The sequence below is a fragment of the Candidatus Nanosynbacter sp. HMT-352 genome (genome assembly GCF_022819345.1).
Classification (GTDB): Bacteria; Patescibacteriota; Saccharimonadia; order Saccharimonadales; family Saccharimonadaceae; genus Nanosynbacter.
This window is the reverse complement of the sequence record NZ_CP089288.1, coordinates 278685-298286: the sequence shown is the minus strand read 5'-3', so window position 1 is coordinate 298286 and position 19602 is coordinate 278685. Positions and strand designations below refer to the sequence as shown.

General features: G+C 43.8%; 20 protein-coding genes. 5 read left to right on the top strand and 15 right to left on the bottom strand.

Going from position 1 to position 19602, the window contains the following annotated elements:
* Nucleotides 1-97: 97 nt before the first annotated feature.
* On the top strand, nt 98-706 hold the full coding sequence (locus tag LRM46_RS01630) for a sortase (RefSeq protein ID WP_243813313.1): 609 nt from the start codon (nt 98-100) through the stop codon (nt 704-706).
* 58 nt (nt 707-764) lie between these two features.
* Here the strand turns inward: LRM46_RS01630 and rpsO are convergent, their stop codons facing one another.
* From rpsO to LRM46_RS01615, 3 genes are read right to left on the bottom strand one after another with little or no spacing between them, the layout of a single operon-like run.
* Nucleotides 765-1031: a 30S ribosomal protein S15 gene (gene rpsO / locus LRM46_RS01625; protein WP_129632131.1), complete on the bottom strand. Its 267-nt coding sequence runs from the start codon at nt 1029-1031 to the stop codon at nt 765-767.
* A gap of 38 nt (nt 1032-1069) precedes the next feature.
* Nucleotides 1070-1726 (bottom strand): tRNA pseudouridine(55) synthase TruB, encoded by a 657-nt coding sequence (gene truB, locus LRM46_RS01620; protein ID WP_243813312.1) that lies wholly within the window; start codon nt 1724-1726, stop codon nt 1070-1072.
* A gap of 3 nt (nt 1727-1729) precedes the next feature.
* Nucleotides 1730-3424, bottom strand: coding sequence for a hypothetical protein (locus LRM46_RS01615; protein WP_243813311.1), 1695 nt, complete (start codon nt 3422-3424; stop codon nt 1730-1732).
* Between the two features lie 159 nt (nt 3425-3583).
* On the opposite strand from LRM46_RS01615, the gene rpsT reads away from it, so the two are divergent.
* Entirely contained in the window at nt 3584-3934 is a 351-nt protein-coding gene (gene rpsT / locus LRM46_RS01610) for a 30S ribosomal protein S20 (RefSeq protein WP_253073718.1), read from the top strand.
* A 46-nt stretch (nt 3935-3980) separates the two neighbouring features.
* On the opposite strand, the gene holA is transcribed toward rpsT, so the two are convergent.
* From holA to LRM46_RS01585, 5 genes are read right to left on the bottom strand one after another with little or no spacing between them, the layout of a single operon-like run.
* Nucleotides 3981-4883, bottom strand: coding sequence for a DNA polymerase III subunit delta (holA, locus tag LRM46_RS01605; RefSeq protein ID WP_243813310.1), 903 nt, complete (start codon nt 4881-4883; stop codon nt 3981-3983).
* Complete coding sequence (gene mutM / locus LRM46_RS01600; RefSeq protein WP_243813309.1) at nt 4880-5758, bottom strand: bifunctional DNA-formamidopyrimidine glycosylase/DNA-(apurinic or apyrimidinic site) lyase; 879 nt, start codon at nt 5756-5758, stop codon at nt 4880-4882. Before mutM ends, holA begins: the two co-directional genes overlap by 4 nt.
* Before the next feature lie 10 nt (nt 5759-5768).
* Complete coding sequence (locus tag LRM46_RS01595) at nt 5769-6416, bottom strand: hypothetical protein (protein WP_243813308.1); 648 nt, start codon at nt 6414-6416, stop codon at nt 5769-5771.
* A gap of 21 nt (nt 6417-6437) precedes the next feature.
* Entirely contained in the window at nt 6438-8975 is a 2538-nt protein-coding gene (gene polA, locus LRM46_RS01590; RefSeq protein ID WP_243813307.1) for a DNA polymerase I, read from the bottom strand.
* A 16-nt stretch (nt 8976-8991) separates the two neighbouring features.
* Nucleotides 8992-9546 (bottom strand): hypothetical protein, encoded by a 555-nt coding sequence (locus LRM46_RS01585; RefSeq protein WP_129744937.1) that lies wholly within the window; start codon nt 9544-9546, stop codon nt 8992-8994.
* Nucleotides 9547-9608: 62 nt separating this feature from the next.
* Between LRM46_RS01585 and LRM46_RS01580 the strand changes: the two genes are divergently transcribed.
* A complete protein-coding gene (locus LRM46_RS01580; protein WP_243813306.1) occupies nt 9609-10196 on the top strand; it encodes an AAA family ATPase in 588 nt (195 codons plus the stop codon).
* Here the strand turns inward: LRM46_RS01580 and rpoD are convergent, their stop codons facing one another.
* Both rpoD and dnaG read right to left on the bottom strand, forming a co-directional pair.
* A complete protein-coding gene (rpoD, locus tag LRM46_RS01575; RefSeq protein ID WP_376787544.1) occupies nt 10197-11147 on the bottom strand; it encodes an RNA polymerase sigma factor RpoD in 951 nt (316 codons plus the stop codon).
* A gap of 8 nt (nt 11148-11155) precedes the next feature.
* Nucleotides 11156-12889, bottom strand: coding sequence for a DNA primase (dnaG, locus tag LRM46_RS01570; RefSeq protein ID WP_243813305.1), 1734 nt, complete (start codon nt 12887-12889; stop codon nt 11156-11158).
* Nucleotides 12890-12942: 53 nt separating this feature from the next.
* Here dnaG and LRM46_RS01565 point away from each other — a divergent pair, with 53 nt between their 5' ends.
* Nucleotides 12943-13554 (top strand): hypothetical protein, encoded by a 612-nt coding sequence (locus LRM46_RS01565; protein WP_243813304.1) that lies wholly within the window; start codon nt 12943-12945, stop codon nt 13552-13554.
* Here the strand turns inward: LRM46_RS01565 and LRM46_RS01560 are convergent.
* The 3 genes from LRM46_RS01560 to LRM46_RS01550 are packed head-to-tail and all read right to left on the bottom strand — an operon-like array spanning nt 13551 to nt 16994.
* Nucleotides 13551-13889, bottom strand: a complete 339-nt coding sequence (locus tag LRM46_RS01560) for an MmcQ/YjbR family DNA-binding protein (protein ID WP_129635327.1) — start codon at nt 13887-13889, stop codon at nt 13551-13553. The genes LRM46_RS01565 and LRM46_RS01560 overlap by 4 nt on opposite strands.
* A complete protein-coding gene (orn, locus tag LRM46_RS01555) occupies nt 13886-14428 on the bottom strand; it encodes an oligoribonuclease (protein ID WP_129637277.1) in 543 nt (180 codons plus the stop codon). Before orn ends, LRM46_RS01560 begins: the two co-directional genes overlap by 4 nt.
* A gap of 19 nt (nt 14429-14447) precedes the next feature.
* Nucleotides 14448-16994: a helicase-related protein gene (locus tag LRM46_RS01550; protein WP_243813303.1), complete on the bottom strand. Its 2547-nt coding sequence runs from the start codon at nt 16992-16994 to the stop codon at nt 14448-14450.
* Between the two features lie 195 nt (nt 16995-17189).
* Between LRM46_RS01550 and pyrH the strand changes: the two genes are divergently transcribed.
* On the top strand, nt 17190-17894 hold the full coding sequence (gene pyrH, locus LRM46_RS01545; protein ID WP_129634563.1) for a UMP kinase: 705 nt from the start codon (nt 17190-17192) through the stop codon (nt 17892-17894).
* A 3-nt stretch (nt 17895-17897) separates the two neighbouring features.
* Here the strand turns inward: pyrH and LRM46_RS01540 are convergent, their stop codons facing one another.
* The gene (locus LRM46_RS01540) at nt 17898-18374 is read right to left on the bottom strand and encodes an MscL family protein (protein WP_243813302.1); all 477 of its coding nucleotides are present in this window, start codon (nt 18372-18374) and stop codon (nt 17898-17900) included.
* 21 nt (nt 18375-18395) lie between these two features.
* Nucleotides 18396-19574 carry a hypothetical protein gene (locus LRM46_RS01535; protein WP_243813301.1) on the bottom strand — a complete coding sequence of 393 codons (1179 nt, stop codon included), beginning with the start codon at nt 19572-19574 and terminating at the stop codon, nt 18396-18398.
* Between the last annotated feature and the right edge of the window lie 28 nt (nt 19575-19602).

The following is a 19602-nucleotide window of genomic DNA, read 5'->3' as shown; positions in this document are numbered from 1 at the left end:
ATTGCTCCTTACATTATACTAAAACCTCAGCCCAAACGCCAGCCGCGAGCGCACTTAACATAACCTTATTAACAGACGAGTGTGCTATAATTTATTTATGTCACTTCAGCTAGATTCAGTAAAAAATCGCCAGAAAAGCTGGAAAAGCTATATCTTAACTATAATCGCAATCTTGATGATTCTTGGCGGAGTTTACTTGCTTGCTCTCATCGGCACGCCCCTTATTTTGTCGCAAAACATCAATCCAAAAGACAACCACACCACTCATCTCATCACTAAAACTGAGAATAAAATTACCGAAAATCGACTTTATATACCGAAAATCGACATAAATTTGCCTTATAGCACTGGCGGCGCCGAGACAATGGAACATGGTGCGTGGTGGCGTAAACCAGAAAACGGCAACCCAAAAGATGGCGGCAATTTTGTCTTATCTGCGCACCGTTTTATTATGGGATTAACTCCTCAGCAGACGCTCAGAAAATCACCTTTTTATAATATCAATAAATTGACTGTCGGCGATGAAATTATCATTGACTATAACGGCGTGCGTTACAATTACGTCATCAGCGAAAAACAAAGCGTTAAACCAGACGCCGTGGAAATTGAACAACGCACAGATCAGCCGCAATTAACTCTTTATTCCTGCACCTTGGGCGGCGCAAACGACGGACGAGATGTGATTATCGCCAAATTGAAAAAATAGCCAGAACAACAAAAATCCCCTTTTCGTCAAAGGGGATTTAAGCAGTTTTTAACGTAAATTATTTACGCAAACCTAATTTGGCAACAACTGCTTTGTAACTCTCAAAATCAGTTCGCTCCAAATATTTCAGCAAACGCTTGCGCTTACCAACCATTTGGATCAAGCCGCGACGAGCCATGAAGTCGTGCTTATTCGCCTTCAAATGCTCCGTGACTTCTTTGATACGAGCCGTCAAAACTGACACCTGAGCTTGTGGGCTACCGACGTCGTTTTTATTGACCTGAGTCAAAGCAATTGCTTTCGCTTTATTTTCTTTGCTAATCATAGCTCTGTAATTATACCAAGCTTCTCTGTTTTTTGCAATTAGCTAGTAATTCCAAAGTCCGCCAGAGTCTTTGCTGCGTCAATAGAATAGTCAGCAATTTTCGTACGACGCAAATTCTCACAATACGCACTCGTCCCTAGTTTCTCGCCAATATCTACCGCTAACGTTCGAATATAAGTTCCGCTTGAAACGTGAGTTCTGATCTTTAATTTGGGATATTCGTATGCCAATAGTTCCAACGAGTAAATTTCTATCACACGCTTAGGAATCTCAACTTGTTTACCTTTACGCGCCAATTTATACGCTCTTTCACCGTTAATTTTTATTGCGCTAAAAATCGGCGGCGTCTGCTCAATTTTTCCTACAAATTGACTAATCACTTTCCGAACTTCTTCCAAACTCGGCTCATAATCAGACACATCAGTAATTTCGCCTTCTGGGTCGCCCGTCGAACTATTCTTGCCCAGAATAATTTCCGCCTCGTACCATTTATCCAGTTTAGTGAACGCTTCAGCTTCTCGACATTTTTTACCAGTCACAATAATCATTAGCCCAGTAGCAAACGGATCAAGCGTACCCGTGTGACCAACCTTCACTTTCTTTCCCGCCTGATTAGATAAAACTCGTCGCAAGCGCGCTACCACCCCAAAGCTAGTCATTCCCTGAGGTTTGTCTATGAGAATCACTTCGTCCATCAACTATTGTCCTGGGATGTGGAATTGCGCTGGATTGAAGTCTGCGTTTTGAGCTGGCTGAGTTGGCATCGCGGTGATCGGCGCAGGCGCTGGAGCTTGCGGAGCGGCTACTGGCTCAGGAGCCACCCCTAGCGGTGCAATCTGTGGCAAGCCATTTACATCAACACCCGTAGGCGCTGGCGGCATCGGCGGCAAGGCACCGAAATCCGGCATTGCTGGCGGCATCGGCAAATCAAAGCCTGGTATGTTATTTTCAGGATTTGTTATTGCTGGCTCAATTGGCGCAATCGGCTGACTCGGAGCTGGCGCTACTAGATTATTTAATTGATTTGTGTCGTTAGTAATTGCCGAAATAATTGACTCTTCAGATTGAGGCGCAACAGGTATCGTCGACAATTTTTGCTCAGCAGCGTTAGTTGTCGCGAACGGATCAATCTTTGGTGGTTCATCAGACGCGCCCATAGCCGCATTTAACGGAGTATTGCCAAACGACGGCGTGTTATCGCCCACGTATTTACCGTGCGTTAAAATGGTTTTATTTTGATCGCTAGCCAATTCCCTAATCTTATCCTCGGCAGCCTGTGTAGTCGTTGCGTTCAGAGTGCCACCCATCAGTGGAGTTTCCTCAAAAGAAAGTTCGCCCTTTGAAACTATTTTTTCACTAGGCTTTTCTTCCTCGGCTTGCGGCTCCTCTTTTATTGGCTCAATTTTAGCCAATTTCTCTTCAGCAATCCTAGCAGACTCTTCTTGCTTTTCCTTTGCTGTTTGTTCAGCCACTTCATCAACATCGCCCTTCTTTTCGTGGCTAATCGACAAAGTTCCGTCCGCGTGTACAGTTTCCTCATCTTTCTCTACTTCTTCAGTTTTATCCTCTGAAGCTTCTTCTTTTTCTGGAGATTTTTCTTCGGTCTTTTCAATCTTCTGCGGCGTATCCTCTACTTCGCCCTCTGCAATCTTTGAAACCACCAATTGCTGATTTGCGCCAGCTGCCATAAGTTCTGCGGCCGTAGTCATAACCTTTGATGACGTATTTCCATTACTAAATCGGTCAGTCACTGCAACAATTCCCGTAAGCAAAGCCGTCGCCATCTGCTCATCCAAAGTCACCTTCGGCGTCTTCAGATCATCAAGAAGCTCAACAACCATTTCACTCACACCACTCGCGTTAGATTCGTGCCAATCAACAGAACCAAGACCACTCTTTACGTCGCCCGCTGTTATAGCCACAACCGTAGCATCGTGCAAAATCTTACCGTGCGCAGTCAAAGCCGTATCAATACTTTCACTATTTTCAACATTTAGCGCCAGAACTAGCTCAACGTTATAATCGCCCTGTGAAAATTCCAAGTCTTTATCGGTAATCGTCGTACGATATGGCGTAATGAAAATCTTTACGGCGTCGTCAACAACTTTATAGCGCAAATGGTCAGCCTTCTCTTTATCCAAGGCAATAATAAAATCACGTAAAGAATCTGCGGTCTGCTCAAACGTCTTATCAGGATTCAAAAACGTAATTGCTGGCGGAATGTCGCCGCTAAACACAGCCGTAGCGTGCTTCCCTAGTTTATTGAGGAAAATCGTCAATCCTAATGCTGCCGACAATTCGTCGACCGACGGGCTAGAACTCACCGTCACTAAAATATTAGTTACATCCTTGATGCTCTGGATTACTTTTTGCTTTGCTGATCCGTTTGACATGATTTTTCCTATGTTTGTTTTTTGTAATTACGCTTGGCATCACTATACCATAAGCAGTACCATAAAGTCAATATCTAAGCCGCCTCTTTACAATTTATGCTATTTTCTGTATAATTCTTCCTGATTAGCGATACAAATCTATAGAGGTAAAGGAGAAACATGCCAATCATCAAATCCGCCATCAAGCGTGCTAAACAAACCTTAAAGCGCCGCGAGCGAAACATCAGCATTAAAAAAGACATTAAGACTGCTGTTAAAGCTTTCTCTGCAGAACCAAGTGCAAAAACTCTTGCTGCAGCACAAAGCGAAATCGACACCGCCGTTAAAAAAGGCTTGATTAAGAAAAACACTGCTGCTCGCCGAAAGAGCGCATTAAGCAAAATTGCTAAAAAAGCAGGTGTTACATTAGAAGCTGCTAAAAAACCAGCTGCAAAGCCAGCAACAGCTAAGAAAACTGCTACTAAAAAAGCTCCAGCAAAGAAGCCAGCTGTTAAGAAATCTGAAAAATAATCTGTAAAGATTACTAGAAAATACCCCGGAATTAACTGGGGTATTTTTATTTTCCAATTCCAACCAGCGCCGCCTCCACAAGCAGCCACGGATTTACAGAAGTTGTTTTCATTTGCAAGTCCGCCCGAAGTAGTGCGTCATTTATCCTTTTCAGTTTTTTCTTATCGACACCTTTTGCTGAAGACGCCAATTTTCGTAAAACATACGGATTAGCCGAAAAATCCGAAGCCACCGACTTACTGTCGCCGCCAGCCAAAACTAACGCCGTCAAGTTAGTTGCCTGCGAGGCGAGCAACCCCATTGTCTGATAAGCGCCATCAACGCCACTTTCCGACTCCAAATAGCTAATTATATCGTGAACTCTACCATAATCACCCGCCAGCGCCGAAACAAACAAATCAAACATATTCTCCGTCCTCGCCAGAGGTATGAAGTTGTCAATTAAATCATCCGTCACCTTCTCCGCCAGCGCCAATTGATCCAAAAAATTGCTTAGTCGCAACTGATCAAATCCCAAACGATCAATAATTATCTCTGCTTGACGATTCGTTAACTCACACTCGCGAACCTTCGCCTCCGCTACGCACCACTTTAAAAGCTGCGGTTTTTGACGATCACTAAGCGGTGAAAATTCCTGAACTTTGGCATTTTTCTGCAGCCACTTATACGTTTTCGTTCGCTTATCAATTTTATCTTCCACCAGAATAATCGTCCTGTCATCGTCAAACTTCATATCTGGAAGTTGCGACCAAATCTCAGAATTTTCGCCTAGTTTTGAAATCAAATACACCGACGAGTTCATAAACAGCGTCTGCCCAATTGCTATTTCCTGCGTTCCAGCCAGCGTCAAATCTTCGCCATCATGTCGCGCCACTTTTTCATCGCCGATCAGCTTAGCAATTGCCCGCCGTTTCTCGAATTCGTTTTCGCCGTAAAAAAGGTAAATCACTTCGCCTCCACTTGGCAAACTGGACAAATATGCGTACCGCGTCCAGAAACCCTCATCTTTACAATATCTTGATCAGGATGTCGATGGCACGGCTGACCTTCCCGACGAAATACATGCGCAAACGACAGATAATTCCCTTTCCTGCCTTCAGCGTCAACATAATTTTTATCCGTCGAGCCGCCCTGATCAATGCTCAATTGTAGAATCTGACGCAGTTCATGAAATAGTTTTTCTAATTGTTTATCGCTAACGTTTTTAACTCGCGTTTGGGGGTGAATTTTCGCAGCCCACAGAGCTTCATCGGCATAAATATTACCAACCCCAGCGATCACCGACTGATCAAGAAACGCTGGCTTTATCATCGAATTTTGCCGACGGCGAATTCGTTTAATAAAATCACCTGCCTCGGTTTTTTTATCGAGTGGTTCCGGACCAACTTTCTGCATAAACGGCAAATTTCCTATCTCATCGGTCGGCATCAATTTCATCCAGCCAAACTTACGCTGATCATTGAAAAATAAGTGTGAACCATCCGTAAAATCAATTTGCACTCGTGTCGACTTATCAGGCAATTCACCGATCAAACTATCATTCGGATGACCACCAGCAAAACTATTAGCCCCACGAAAAATTAATTGCCCAGTCATCTTAAGATGTATCACCAGCGAATAACGCGTATCAAGATCAATCATCAGCACTTTTGCGCGACGTCGCACCGCCGTTACATGCGCACCATATAAAAATTGCTGAACGTCAATTGGCGAATTCGGAAAGCTTTTTGGCGAATCAAATACCGTAGCTCGTACAACAGCCTGACCTGGTAATAAATCCGCCAAACCGCGACGAACTGTCTCAACTTCGGGTAGCTCGGGCATTCGGCGAGTCCTACAGCTTAAACAAAGCTTCTTCTTGACTTAGTCCAATTCCAGCCGCCATTTTCTTACCGTCAGGAATTTGCTTCAAAAACATATCCAAAATCTCGTTTACATTAGCTTGTGCTGAGCCCTTAGAGCCGCTACAATCCGACGTCCACAAACTCTTCACAACGGAATTATCCTTCAAAGTTTCGAATTTGTAAATTTTACCGCTAGCACAAATCCCGCGCAAATCGTTTTGCTGCTCAGTCAGCGGCGTACCTTCCATCATTTTTCGCTTATCGAGCGCATAAACCAGCTCCGTATAAGCCTTGCTGTTATTGTCCAATTTTTTCTCTGCAATCGGCTTATCTAAATATCCCTCGTACGTCGTCATTTCGCGAGATTCTGGCGAAATAGTGATGCTATATGAGCGGAAATTCTCATTCGCTACAATTGGTCCGCGTACTGTCAATCGAACCGCGCTTCCCGCGTCCGTCGACAACAAAGCAACTTGCCCTACGTTAACATTCTGATCCGTTGTTTGACCTGAATCGTTTTTGCCAAATAATGCTCGACCAATCGCAATAACCGCTGCTACCGCCACAACCGTGATAACAATAACCAGCAAAATTGGTACAAATCGAGAAAATGAATTTCGTCGTTGAGTGTATTTCATGGCATAATTATACCATATTTTCTATACTTCACCCCAATTTACGCCCGTACCGACATCTACTTTCAATTTAATCGGCAATTCCGGACAAACGCCTTCCATTTCCGCTTTCATAATCTCGCTGACTTTCTGGACGTCTTCAGGTTTGCATTCCACCAAAATCGAATCATGAACCTGTAAAATCGCGTCAGCCAAACCTGACAATTTATCCTCCAGCCGAATCATCGCCAATTTCATCAAATCCGCTTCCGTGCCTTGAATTGGCATATTCATCGCAGCTCTTTCCGCCGAAGACCGAACCATAAAATTGCTCGATTTTACATCAGGCGTTGGTCGTCGCCTGCCGAAATACGTTTCAACAAATCCCTGTTCTCGCGCTTGAGTTAGAATTTTATCCAAGTACTGACGAATCGGCTTTCGCACCTCAAAATAATGATCAATAAACTTTTTCGCCTCTGTAAATGACATTCCCGTAGCCGCCGCCAAACCGTGCGGGCTCATTCCGTAAAGTACACCAAAATTGATCACTTTCGCTGCTCGACGCTGAGATTTGCTTACTTCGTCAATCGACATTCCGTATGTTTCCGCCGCCGTTTTTGCGTGAATATCAACATCGCTATTAAAGTCTTCAATCAACTTCTCGTCACCCGCCAGCACAGCCGCCAGCCTCAATTCAAATTGTGAATAATCCGCGCCGACAAAAACTTTACCATCACTCGGAACAAACGCCTGGCGAATTTTCCTACCCAGTTCAGTCCGCACCGGAATATTCTGTAAATTCGGATTTGTACTGCTCAGCCGCCCCGTGCTGGTTACATCCTGATTAAACGTAGTGTGAATTCGCCCATCAGTCGCCATCAATTTTGGTAACGCCTCAATGTACGTGCTGATCAATTTGGTCAATTCTCGATATCGCTCAATCAACTCGATAATCGGATGTTGTCCACGTAATTTGTCCAACTCTTTTTGACCTGTTGAATATCCAGTTTTTCCCTTTTTTATGCCCACGGTTGGTAATTGTAATTTGGTAAACAAAACCTCAGAAAGTTGCGCTGGACTAGACGCGTTAAACTCATATCCAGCCATGGAATACATTTGTTGTTCAAGCTCACGAACTTCCGCCGCCAGCTCATCGCCCATCTGTTTTAATAGCGTGTCGTCCAACTTCATCCCGCGTTTTTCCATCTGGAATAGCGCCCAAATTACTGGAAAATCAAACTCGTAAGCCACGCGCGCAATTTGCGAATTGTTTGACATGTAAACTTTTTGTTCACGATAAATTTTATGCAAGCGAGCCAATTGATAAGGCGCGGAATTGTCATCAGAAAAATCACCAGACAGCGCATTCAAACTACGATCGCGCTTCAGTGGATCAATCAAAAACGCCGCCTGCCCAACGTCACAAACCTCATGAAAACGCACCGCCACGCCATGATTATCCAGCGCATGATACAACTGCTTAACGTCCGCCGCGATCACAGTTCCCTGCGCCAGTAATTGCCACACAGATTGACTAATTTCGCTAATTTTCGCCGTCCACACCGACTCAGGATTTGAGCTTATGTAAATTACGTCAGGCTCCGACGAATCGATATATATTATATTTTCCGACTCAAACATTGGCATATCGGGCAATTTTTCAATTCGTGGAATATCCAACTTCGGTTCTTCTTTTTTCTCATTTTCCGCCATTCGCATCGTTCGCGGCAATCGTCCAATCAGCGAATTAAACTCCAACTTCTGCAGAATTTCCGTTACTCGCGCAAAGTCGCAATCATTAACATCCGCCACATCCCAGTCCAGTTCAATCGGCGCATCCGTCCAAATTTCCGCCACTTGCTTGGTCAAATATGCCGACTCACGACCATTTTCCAACTTCGTTCGCAACGCGCCTTTTTGCTCGTCCAGATGTTCATAAACTCCGTCCAGCGTTTCATATTCTTGCAATAATTTCACCGCCGTTTTCTCACCAATTCCCGGCACTCCCGGCAAATTATCACTGGAATCACCCTTTAGTGCTTTCAAATCTAAGAATTGTTCCGTCCGAATTCCATATTTTTCTTCAAAATGTTCCGCCGTAAATTCCTCGATATTCCTTAAACCATTTTTCATGGCGTAAACTTTGGTCATCGGTGATATCAATTGCAATGCGTCCAAATCCGACGTTATCAAGCACGTTTCAATTCCGCGAGATTCCGCTTGCCTGGCAAACGCGCCCAGAATGTCGTCCGCCTCGTAATCATCAATTTCATAAAGCGGCCAGCCAAATGCATCGAGCAGCTCGTGTAAAATCGGAATTTGCTGGTAAAAGTCATCTGGCGCTGGCTTGCGACCAGCTTTATATTCTGGATACAATTCCCGCCGCTTGCGAATATTTGTACCGCGCTTATCCCAAGCTACCGCCACATAATCCGGCTCCAATTTCTTAATTAACTCAATTGCCAAACTTACAAATCCATACACACCACCAGTCGGAGTTCCGTCAGCCATCGACAATCCCGGCATAGCATAATAACCTCGGTAAAACACCGACTTTCCATCAATAACCACTAGACGCTTCATACTTCTATTGTAGCATTTAAGCGGCTATCGTCAGAGAATTGATTATTGACGCCTCAGCAAGTTTCTTCCGCGCTCTTTCGTACTTCGCCTCCCTTATCTCGCGCTCCTTCAGAAAGCTATAACAATGGACATACTCAATTTCTCTATTGTCATCAAAGAATATCGTTATAGTCTCATCTATGCCTTCGTCATCAGGACCAACAAAAAACTCATAAGACGTTTTGTGGCGCCCAGGGTAACGATCAATCTCAAGCGCTTTTATGAAAGCATATCTGAACTCATCTTCATCATTAGGTATCTTATATACTTGGTATCGATCCTTCGGGTTAGATGACGAAGCGGTAGGATTTTTCCAAATCATCCAACGCTGCCTATATTGATCCTCGATAGGCTCGCTAACAAGCCTCTGCCATTTCTCGCTACCGTCCAGATTACGATCAAATTTCGATTCCAGCTCTTCAACCTGAGCCATTATCTTATAATTATTTGCTGGATTTTCTTGACCCTTAATATCAAGGTCAGAAGGAGAATTCTGAGGTAACTCTTCAGTATGTCCATGAAGTGTTTCCATAGTGTGTAGCTTAAAGATACTCTCTATTTGGAAGAATGTCAACAAATTGTTAAAATTAGTACATGACACAACCATACGCAAAAATTATCGCCCTGGTTGGATTGGCGGGCAGCGGCAAAAGTTCGGCTGTCGAATATTTGACAGAAAAAGGATTTCCAAAAATTTACTTCGGTGGCGTTATTTATAAAGCCATGGATGAGGCTGGAATTGAAAAAACTTGGGACAATCAACAACAATTTCGGGAAGAGATTCGCCGCCGCGAAGGCAAAGATTTCGTAATCAAACGCGTCATAAAAAACATCCACGATTTAATAAACGCTGGGCAAAATAAAATCGTTTTGGACGGATTATACACTTGGAGTGAATATAAATTCCTTAAGCACGAATTTCCTGGACAAGTTGTCGTTATTGCTATTGTTACGCCGAAATACCTCCGTTATCAACGAATGGCTAAGCGCATAGAGCGCCCAATGCAACCGCACGAAGTTGATCAGCGCGACTGGTCAGAAATCGAGAATTTGGAAAAAGGTGGACCAATTGCTATTGCTGATTATTTCATCATTAACGACGGCAGCCTTGAGCAATTACATCAAAAAATAGACGCCGCAACTCACGACGTCCATTTTTGTAAATCACCCGAACAGTGTTAATTAATCCAGATATTCGTAAAGTTTTTTCGCGTCTTTGTGTTTGCGAAGTTTCGCTAGCGCCTTAGCTTCAATCTGACGAATTCGCTCACGCGTAACCGCAAACTCCTGACCAACTTCTTCCAAAGTGTGGTTTTTTCCATTGTCCAAACCAAAACGCATTCGAACAATTTTCTGCTCGCGATCACTCAAACTTGATAGAATTTCCTGAACTTGCTCTTTTAACAATTGATTTGAAGCGGAATCTTCTGGCGAAACCGTATCTTCGTCAACGATAAAATCTTGCAAAACTGAATCGTCATCTTCACCGTCACGACCAACACCAGCGTCCAAAGAAGAAATGTCTTGCTTAATCTTAATGACATATTCAATTTTCTCTGGCTCCATATCCAACTCTTTAGACAATTCTTCAATTGTCGGCTCACGGTTCAATTCCTGAGTCATTCGTCGCTGAGTACGCAGCAATTTATTGATTGTTTCTACCATGTGAACTGGAATACGAATCGTTCGCGCTTGATCAGCAATCGCACGCGTAATTGCCTGACGAATCCACCAAGTCGCATAAGTCGAAAACTTAAATCCCTTATCTGGATCAAACTTTTCAACCGCACGCAAAAGTCCAGTATTTCCCTCTTGAATCAGATCCAAAAAGTCCAAACCACGACCAGAATAACGCTTAGCAATTGACACCACCAAACGCATATTCGCCTCAGCCATCTTATCCTTGGCCTTTTTATCGCCTTCAACAATTCGGCGCGCCAAGTCCATTTCTTCTTCAGCGCTAAGTAGTGGAATTTTACCGATTTCCCGCAGATACAACCTGACCGAGTCATCCGACACGTCGTCCAAATATTGTCCAGTTGTCAACGAATCCAAATCTTCCGATTCTTCTTCGTCTATAAGCGTTGGATCAAAATCATCATCTTCGTTTAAGTTTACTGGCTTCGTCGTGATATCGTCGCTCACATTTTCTCCTTAATCAGATTATTTAAGCTCTGGCGTAAATTCTGAGACAAAACCTCATCGCCCGACGCCTCGGCCTCTCTAAGCTGCGTTAATAATTGATTCTTTTTGTTTTCGCGATGTTTGATTGTTATCTGTCTGACTAGCCGAGCCATCTCTTCGTCCAAGCTTTTTTGCTCCCAATTGGCGTAACGACTTTCACTTTTCAACTGTACTATTTTCACATACTGTTCGATTTTTTGCAAGTCCAGCGGAACCTCGCCCAAATCCGCGTCTGGATTCTTCCGCAAATAGCCAATCAACTGCCGCGCGTTGTCATCATCCAACATTTCGCCAGAAACCGCCGCCAACCAACGCCGCACAGATTTTTCACTCGCCGCCAACCCCGCCAGCATATCCTCAGTTTCATCCTGAACCGGAGTCGGTTTTTCTTTTTCAATTTTCGCCTTTTTCAATTGATGTTCAGCGACTTTTTCATTCGACAATTTCGCCTTCAGTGCGGTAATTGACGCGCCAGTTTTTTCAGAAATTACCGACAGATAATGCTCTTGTTCCACCGGATCTTTCAAGCCTCGGACAATCCTCAGTGCAATGGTCGAAAATCGCCGCTTGCCTTCCGCCGACTTCAAATTCTCCATTTCCGCGTACCTAGCAATCACCCAATCCACCGCCGGCTGAGATTGGTCAATCGCCGCTTGCCAAAGCGCTGGATCTTTTTGGATCAATTCGTCTGGATCTTTGACGCCATCAGGCAAACTCACGACTTCCAATTCCACGCCGACTTCCTGCGCCAAATTGATAGCGCGTTCCGTCGCGTTAACTCCCGCTCGATCGCCATCAAACGCCAAGCGAATCCGCCCCGCCAATCGACTAAGCGACTTCAAATGTTGCGTCGTCATCGCCGTTCCAGATGTCGCAACCACGTTTTTGACGCCCGCTTGATGGCTGCTAATTACATCCAAATTGCCCTCAACAATCACCGCCACATCGCTTTTTCGAATCGCTTCTTTGGCTTGGTGTAAACCAAAAATATGTCGCGATTTATCGAATAACAGCGTTTGCGGCGTGTTCAAGTATTTTGGCGCGCGCGGATCGTCACGAATAATTCTGCCCGTAAATCCCACAACCTCGCCATTGCCGTCACTCAACGCCACCATCATTCGCCCGCGGAACAAATCGCCACCAAACCTATTCGACAAGCCAGCGTCCGCCAATTCCTGCCTAGAAAATCCTCTTTTTTCCAATGCTTTCGTCAGCGTGTCGCCATTCTCCGGCGCATAGCCAATCAAAAAATCACCAATTGTTTGACGATTTAATCGCCGTTTTTTAACCACATAATTTAACGCTGTCGAATTTTTTACCAAATTCTGCTGATAAAAATTGGCAGCCAGCTTCAGCGCTTCCCTAGCCCTGGCGCGACGCTTGGCCGTTCGTCCGTCGCCATTAGAAAACAAAGTCAGATCAACGCCCGCCTTCCGAGCCAAATGTTCCAGTGATTGACGAAAATCCATTCCTTCCACCATCATCACAAACGTAAAAATATCGCCACCTTTTCCAGAAGAAAAATCGTGCCAAATCTGCTTTTCTGGACTGACCATAAAGCTTGGGGTTCGTTCATCGGTAAACGGACTTAAACCCTTCAAGTTGCGCCCCGCTCGCTTCAACTGAACATACTCACCAATCACATCCTCGATGTTCAGCCGCGCCCGCACTTCTTCTTTGGCATCATTCATATTTTTATTATATCACTCTTTACCTCTGTTATTGTTTGTGGTTAAATAGAAATATGTATCCTGACAATTTGAATAACCAACCTCAAGGTATCGATTATCTGAATCAAATTGCCACACCTCCGCCAGCGGAAGGTTTTGATAAAAAAACCAAAATCATCATCGCTATTTTGAGTTTTATCGGCTTGATAACCCTGATCGCGATATTCGTTTTTTCACAAGATTCTATGCCAAACGCCAACCCGTCACAAGTTGCGGCGCGCGTTAATAAGCTGCTCACCATTTCCAAAAAATACAATAATAAGTTCCGCTCAACCAGCTTACAAACCACCAATAGTTCTCTGGTTGCAGTGCTGACCACTGCGGATGCCTCAATGGGCGAAGCGCTTCAAGCAACCGGCATCAATTATAAGGAGAAACGGAAGGACATCCTCGCTCTAGATCCGTCAGAAAAATTAGAGAAAAAATTGGACGAAGCTCTTCTGAATACGCAATTGGATATTACCTATGCCCATGAGATGAATGTGCAAATAACAGATACAATCAACATGATGAAAAAGGTGTACAAGTCTACCAAGTCAAAAAAGATGCGCGAATGGCTAGTAAAAACTGCTGGCGATTTAGAGAATATTCAGAAGCAGATCAATCAAATCATTAAAGCAGATTAAGCTTCCGAGACTAATCGATAGCTCAGCCTCGCCAGATCAAAGACCTCTTCGTCGGTCAATTGACCTGAACAAATAATTGTATTCCAATGTTTCTTGTTTAAGTGATAGCCTGGTAAAACCGTTTCGTACTTTTCTCGTAAATTCTGCGCCAACAACGGATCGCATTTTAGGCTTACTCTGAGCGGCTTTGAACCTTCCGTCACCAACGCCACCATTTTCCCTGCACCGTCATTATCTCTACCAAATTTATACACCGCAACATCCTCGCCAAATGGATAATCCAGCCATACGCCCGGCAAGCTTAGGATAAATTCTTCAAATTGTTTATGTGTCATACCTTTACCTTTTTCAAATAATATTCAAGTTCCATAATGCTGCCGCGGATGTCTTCCAGTGCTCGATGATCTTCTGGCTTGGCGAATTTCTTACCGTATTTACCTTCAAACACCACCTTCCATGCGCTCACATCCAGCACACGATAATGTAGTTTTTTTGACAACATTGGCCACCATTGGTCAATGAATCGACGATCCTGATGGATTGAATTGCCTGCTAACAAAATCTTCGTTTCACCCGCAAAATGCTCATCACAAAACGCCAATAATTCGCGTTCTATTTCCGCCAAAGGCTTGCCCGATTCATTCTGCTCCTCCAGCCCGCGTCGCGCTTCCGGATGATCATTCCAAAAACCAGCATTTCGATCTAACAGCTTAGCCAGCTTTTCCGAATCGTGGCGCACAATTCCTTCGTACGTCGCAATTTCCTTAAAATTCCAATCCGTCGCAATCGCCGCCACTTCCAAAATCTCATCACGTACTGGATTTAGTCCAGTCATCTCCAAATCCACCCATAAAATCTTTTTCGGCTTACTCATACTATCTATTATACACTCGTTATCTGTTTATCTGACCATAAAAAGCTTCTTGCTGCTCGCTCGTTAACACATTCTGCACTTCAGCCCAAACCTTAGCCTCCGCCTCATGGACATTGTGACTATTTACCGCAGACCCGTCTAGGACCTGATGCAATTGACCCTTGGTGATAACTCGCTGATGTTGTAAATCAAACAATACTCTTACTTGTTTATTAGCCTTGTTTTTCATTGCGTCCACTATCAGCGCGATTTGCTCATCTGTTATGGCGGGGATTTTTTGCTGCCGCTCTGGACCGAGTATCAGCGAGCCGACTTTCGGCCGCGTCACACGAACCAAGTCACCATTAGGAGCAACTCTATCACCAAGAGATTCAGACACAGCGCTGCTACTCAAGGCTTGAGCAACTTGATTCTTGGTTACTGGTAAAATTGTGTTGAGCGTGTATCGACGACCATCACGCGTATCATACCACCACGGTAAAGCCAGGGCCAACTTCAACGCCTCCGAGCCCATACGTCGCACTAAGCTGTGCGAACTAATTTCATACTCAGAAATACCACGTTCGCCAGTATGAACATTCTTGTATTGATTAACCGTTGTTCGTCCAATGCGCCGACTACCAGTTTTGACATACAATAATTCCTGAAACCCGCGCACCAAAGCCACCGATATATTGTGTTTTTCCTCGCTGTTTAGTTCACCCATGTCGATATCGTTTGGATTAACCGACAGGCGCCGACATATTTTACTAAATTGATAGTGAATATTATCCGCCTTATTGGGATCAATACCATTAGTCAGGTAGACGTCATTGTCAGTACGACAGCCGTCATAAATCTCTCTGGTTTTCAAAAAAGCATCGTATTCGGCAAAAAAGTCATCTGTTGTATCGGGGCTGACAAATTCCTGGAACAATTCCTTTGGTTGATGCCAGGCAGCAAAGCCACCACCCGAGACGGAGGCTGCCATGGCCGATAATGCCAACACTTCACGTAAGCTTCCCCCATTCTTAATCATTTCTGCTAATGACCGAGAAAGTTCTGGCGACAATGGTAAACTATCCATAAACTCACCAATTTTTGTGATCTGCCCCTCTCCATCAATTGCTTCCAGGGTTTCCAGTAAATCGTACGACTCTTGAATAACTTTTTTACTAGCAACAGGATGCATCAGGTATCGGTTCAGATCCTCAAAATCACCATTCAGATGGATAGCCGACAAGACGTTGCGCACAATATTCGTGTGATATATCTCCGGTGGAATATGCTGTTCACGGGACGCAATATCATAAAATCCTTTCAGCTCATCTGGCAAATAAATCTTATCGTAAGATATCGGACGAGCCAATACAAACTTAGCGCCATCAATATCACGACCGCCCCGCCCCGCCTGCTGCATCAGCTCTGCTTGAGTACACAATCGAGGTGGCAACCCCTCCGTGCCCTCTTCACCAATTTCTTTACTCTTCGTCAGTCCATTTGACAACACCAAGTCAACCTCAGGGATGGTGATGCCAGACTGTCCAGCCGAGGTAGAAACGATGACAAACGACTCATCTTCTGCTGGTTTGGCAGTAAAAATCTCTCGGCGCGCAGCTTCTGATATGCCAGAATGTAGTTTGAAAAATCGTATTTTCCCGGATTGATGGCGAGTATGACGTTTGATTGACGTAATGGTCTCATCAATACTCCTCACACCTTCAACAAAGATTAGTGATTTTTTCGAGTCCTTACCATATTCAAGGTAGGCTTCGGATACGGTATTCACCTTATCTTCTTCAATATCAATATCATGCGGCCGACCCTCAATGGTTACGACTGGCAATTCTGATCCGTTAATATCTTCGTACATCGCCTGAGAAGCTTCCGTGTCAGGCGTGGCACTAGAAAAAGCCATATGCCATTTGCCGGTATTCTCTATCGATTTTGCCGCCAGAGCGGTAGCAAATTCCATCTCCAAATTGGCTTCATGTATTTCATCAACCAGGATAAGCGTCTTCTCGTCCTGCCAGTCGCTAGAAAATTGTTCCAACTTTTTCGTAAACGTTGCTGGAGTCATGAAACAGAGCCTAGTGTCCGGCGTCGCTTCAGTGGCACGTCCGTGAATCTTGCCCACCAAGTGATTAGGATATTGTTCGCCAAGCTGTTCACGCAAACTCTTCTCGACATATTCAGTAACATTATCGACGATAACCCGCCGCGGCATCAACACCACGACACGATCAAACCGCTCCAGTGCATACTGAGCGGTTTGTGTCGTTTTACCACTACCCGTCGGTCCGCACAGCCAGGATATTTTACTTTCCGATAATGTGTCTAATATCTCTGCTTTGTGCTTATATGCAGGTAGTTTTTTGTCACCAAGATCATAGTCAGCAAAAGGAGTTTCCGGTAGTTTACTGTACCGTTCCCGCAATTCTTTTAAACGCTGTCGCCTCTGTTCGGGCGGTTCACCATAACTATACGACGGTTGACTGGGTCTTTCAATATTTCGACTCAATAAATGACTACTGCCAGGTTCTTGCGATCTACGTAAATAGCCCGGCCGCCGAACTCCATCTTTCACACTACTCTCTCCTTTATACTCACATTGTAGATAGGAGAAAGTAAAATAGCAAACGTAAGCGTCTTAGCTTTTTCTTGTCTAGTTTGTCTAACTTAAAAAACGAATATTTGTATAGCAAATCGCAATTCGTATTACACTGCCGCCTCCCTTTTGCATTTATGTTATTTTTCAAGCGCGCTATGATACACTAGTGTCATGACAAAACGCATCCTACTCAAATTATCAGGTGAACAACTTCAAGGCGAATTCGCCAGCGGCTTTGACCCAAAACGCGCTCGCTGGATTGCCGAACAAATTCGGCCAGCGCTGGACGACGGGGCTGAAATTGTAATTATGGTTGGTGGCGGCAATTACGTTCGTGGTAATCAAATCATCGGTCACGGAATCCAACCTGTTTCTGCTCATAATATCGGGATGCTTTCTACACTTATGAATGCCATTGCACTGGCGGACGTATTAAATGACGCAGGGCTGCCAACTCGCGCATTGTCCACAGTCGAAGTGAATCAATTTATCGACCACTATACTTTCCGACGCGCCATTAGCCATATTAAGAAAAACCGCATCGTAATCGTGGCGTGTGGCACCGGTCGACCATTTCTGACTACTGATACTGCGGCATTAAATCTAGCACTGGAAATGCAGTGTGATGCCGTGGTTAAAACAACGAAAGTCGACGGAGTTTATGATAAAGATCCTATGAAATTCCCTGACGCCGTAAAAATTGATCATTTATCTTACCAAGAAGCCCTAACAAATCCTAACATTGCCGTTATGGATAAGGCGGCAATTGGACTAGCAATGGACGAGCATATTCCAGTCGTAATTTGTGATTTGCTTACAGACGGAAATATTCTCCGCGCAACCCGCGGAGAATCAGTAGGCACACTTATTAGTTAAGGTTTAGTCCTTTTTCTTGTCTAATTTATCGAGTTTAAAGAAGTGAACGATTGCATATACAACAAATGCAACGGCTATCAACGTAATTAACGAGCTAACGAACGCGCCGTATAAAAACTCACCTTTACGTCCAGCAACTTCAACCGTAAATGAAGCTGATTGCAATCCTTGTTGAGAGCCAACGATCAACTGCACTAACGGGTCAATAAATGCCGTCACTAACTTTTTAACCGTATCACCAGCTGCAGTACCAATTGCCAAACCTACAGCCAAACCAACAACACCTTGCTCGCGAATAAAGTTTACAAACCCACCCATATGAGTATCTTTTATAGCTGCACTTACAATTTTCTTTTCTTTGATGGCGGCAACTTTCGTGACTGTTTTAATACTATTAGCAGTTAGTTTTTTAGCTGATGTTTTCGCTGCTTTTACGTCCTTATTTGTTGGTTTTTTTGACTCAGTAGATTTCGCTACCATAAAACTCCTTTTATTAGATATTTATTCACTAATTTTATCACAGGTAGCATCGCACACAATCGCACCAGCAGCCTTCATAGACCTCAGTAACTTTTCGGCAGCCCTTAACTTCCCCACAGCCAAGCTATCATACTTAGGTTTACTATTGATAATTTCCTTATACAACCTAATTGCCTCATTTAATAAGTTAATATCCCTATCATGTTTAGCTACTTTACGTATAACATCAGGCAGAAACAGCCTGTTCTTTGAAGGATCTCCCGACAACAAACTATCATTTACCACGGACGCTACTTGAACAGCCAAATCACCACTGCCTTGTTTTATTAATTCTCTACATAATTTATCCGCTTCTTTCAAATCATTCCGAGAATCAACATCCAAATATATACCAGACAAGTCTACTATTTTATCCGCAGCCTCTTTATATCGCCCATTCAACTGATCAATTCGAGCATTATATTCATCTAGCAATAATAATCTACCTGGAATGGACAGCAGAGTAAGCATCTGTAGTCGTGCATTTCTTCCGTAGCCATCTCGATATTTCATACCATCCGAGAACATCAACCATTCTCGTCGAGCTACAAAATCACTTCTATTAACGGACGAGGGCAATTTCTGCAATAATAAATCTGTATATAAAGTACTATTAGCTCTGAGTTCACCATAATACAACTGCTCAGCTGGATCTATTCCATCAAAGCCAATGGCGTCAGTCATTTCACAGCGCAACTCCTCTGTCAAAACATCTATTATAAACGACCTATCACTCTCACGATCAAATAAAGTAATGAACGTGTGTTGATTAGCATAACTAATAAAGTGCTCAATATTTAATTCTTCCAAACACTCAGACGCAACGATTGTATGCCCATAACAGTTAGCAACTTCATCTTTAGCGATATTATCTGCGTTAAGTTCTCGCGAGTCACGATCTGTAGACCTAAAATAAAGTGTTTCACGGATAAGCTCTGCAACAGATTTAGCAGCCTCCGCTATATCATCAAACGTCTTATCTGACTTTTCGTACACACTTTTTATGTCACAAAGCTTCCCTGACCCTAATAAGGGTTCTCGCTTAACACCTCTTTTCTCTGCTATATCACTTCTCGGAGTTAATAGCTGAGTAGATAGATATCGATCATCAAATGATGTATATGGCTGCTCGTCTAATTGTTTACTCAGTTGTTCATTCACGAATTCATATTATATACTAATACAGCAT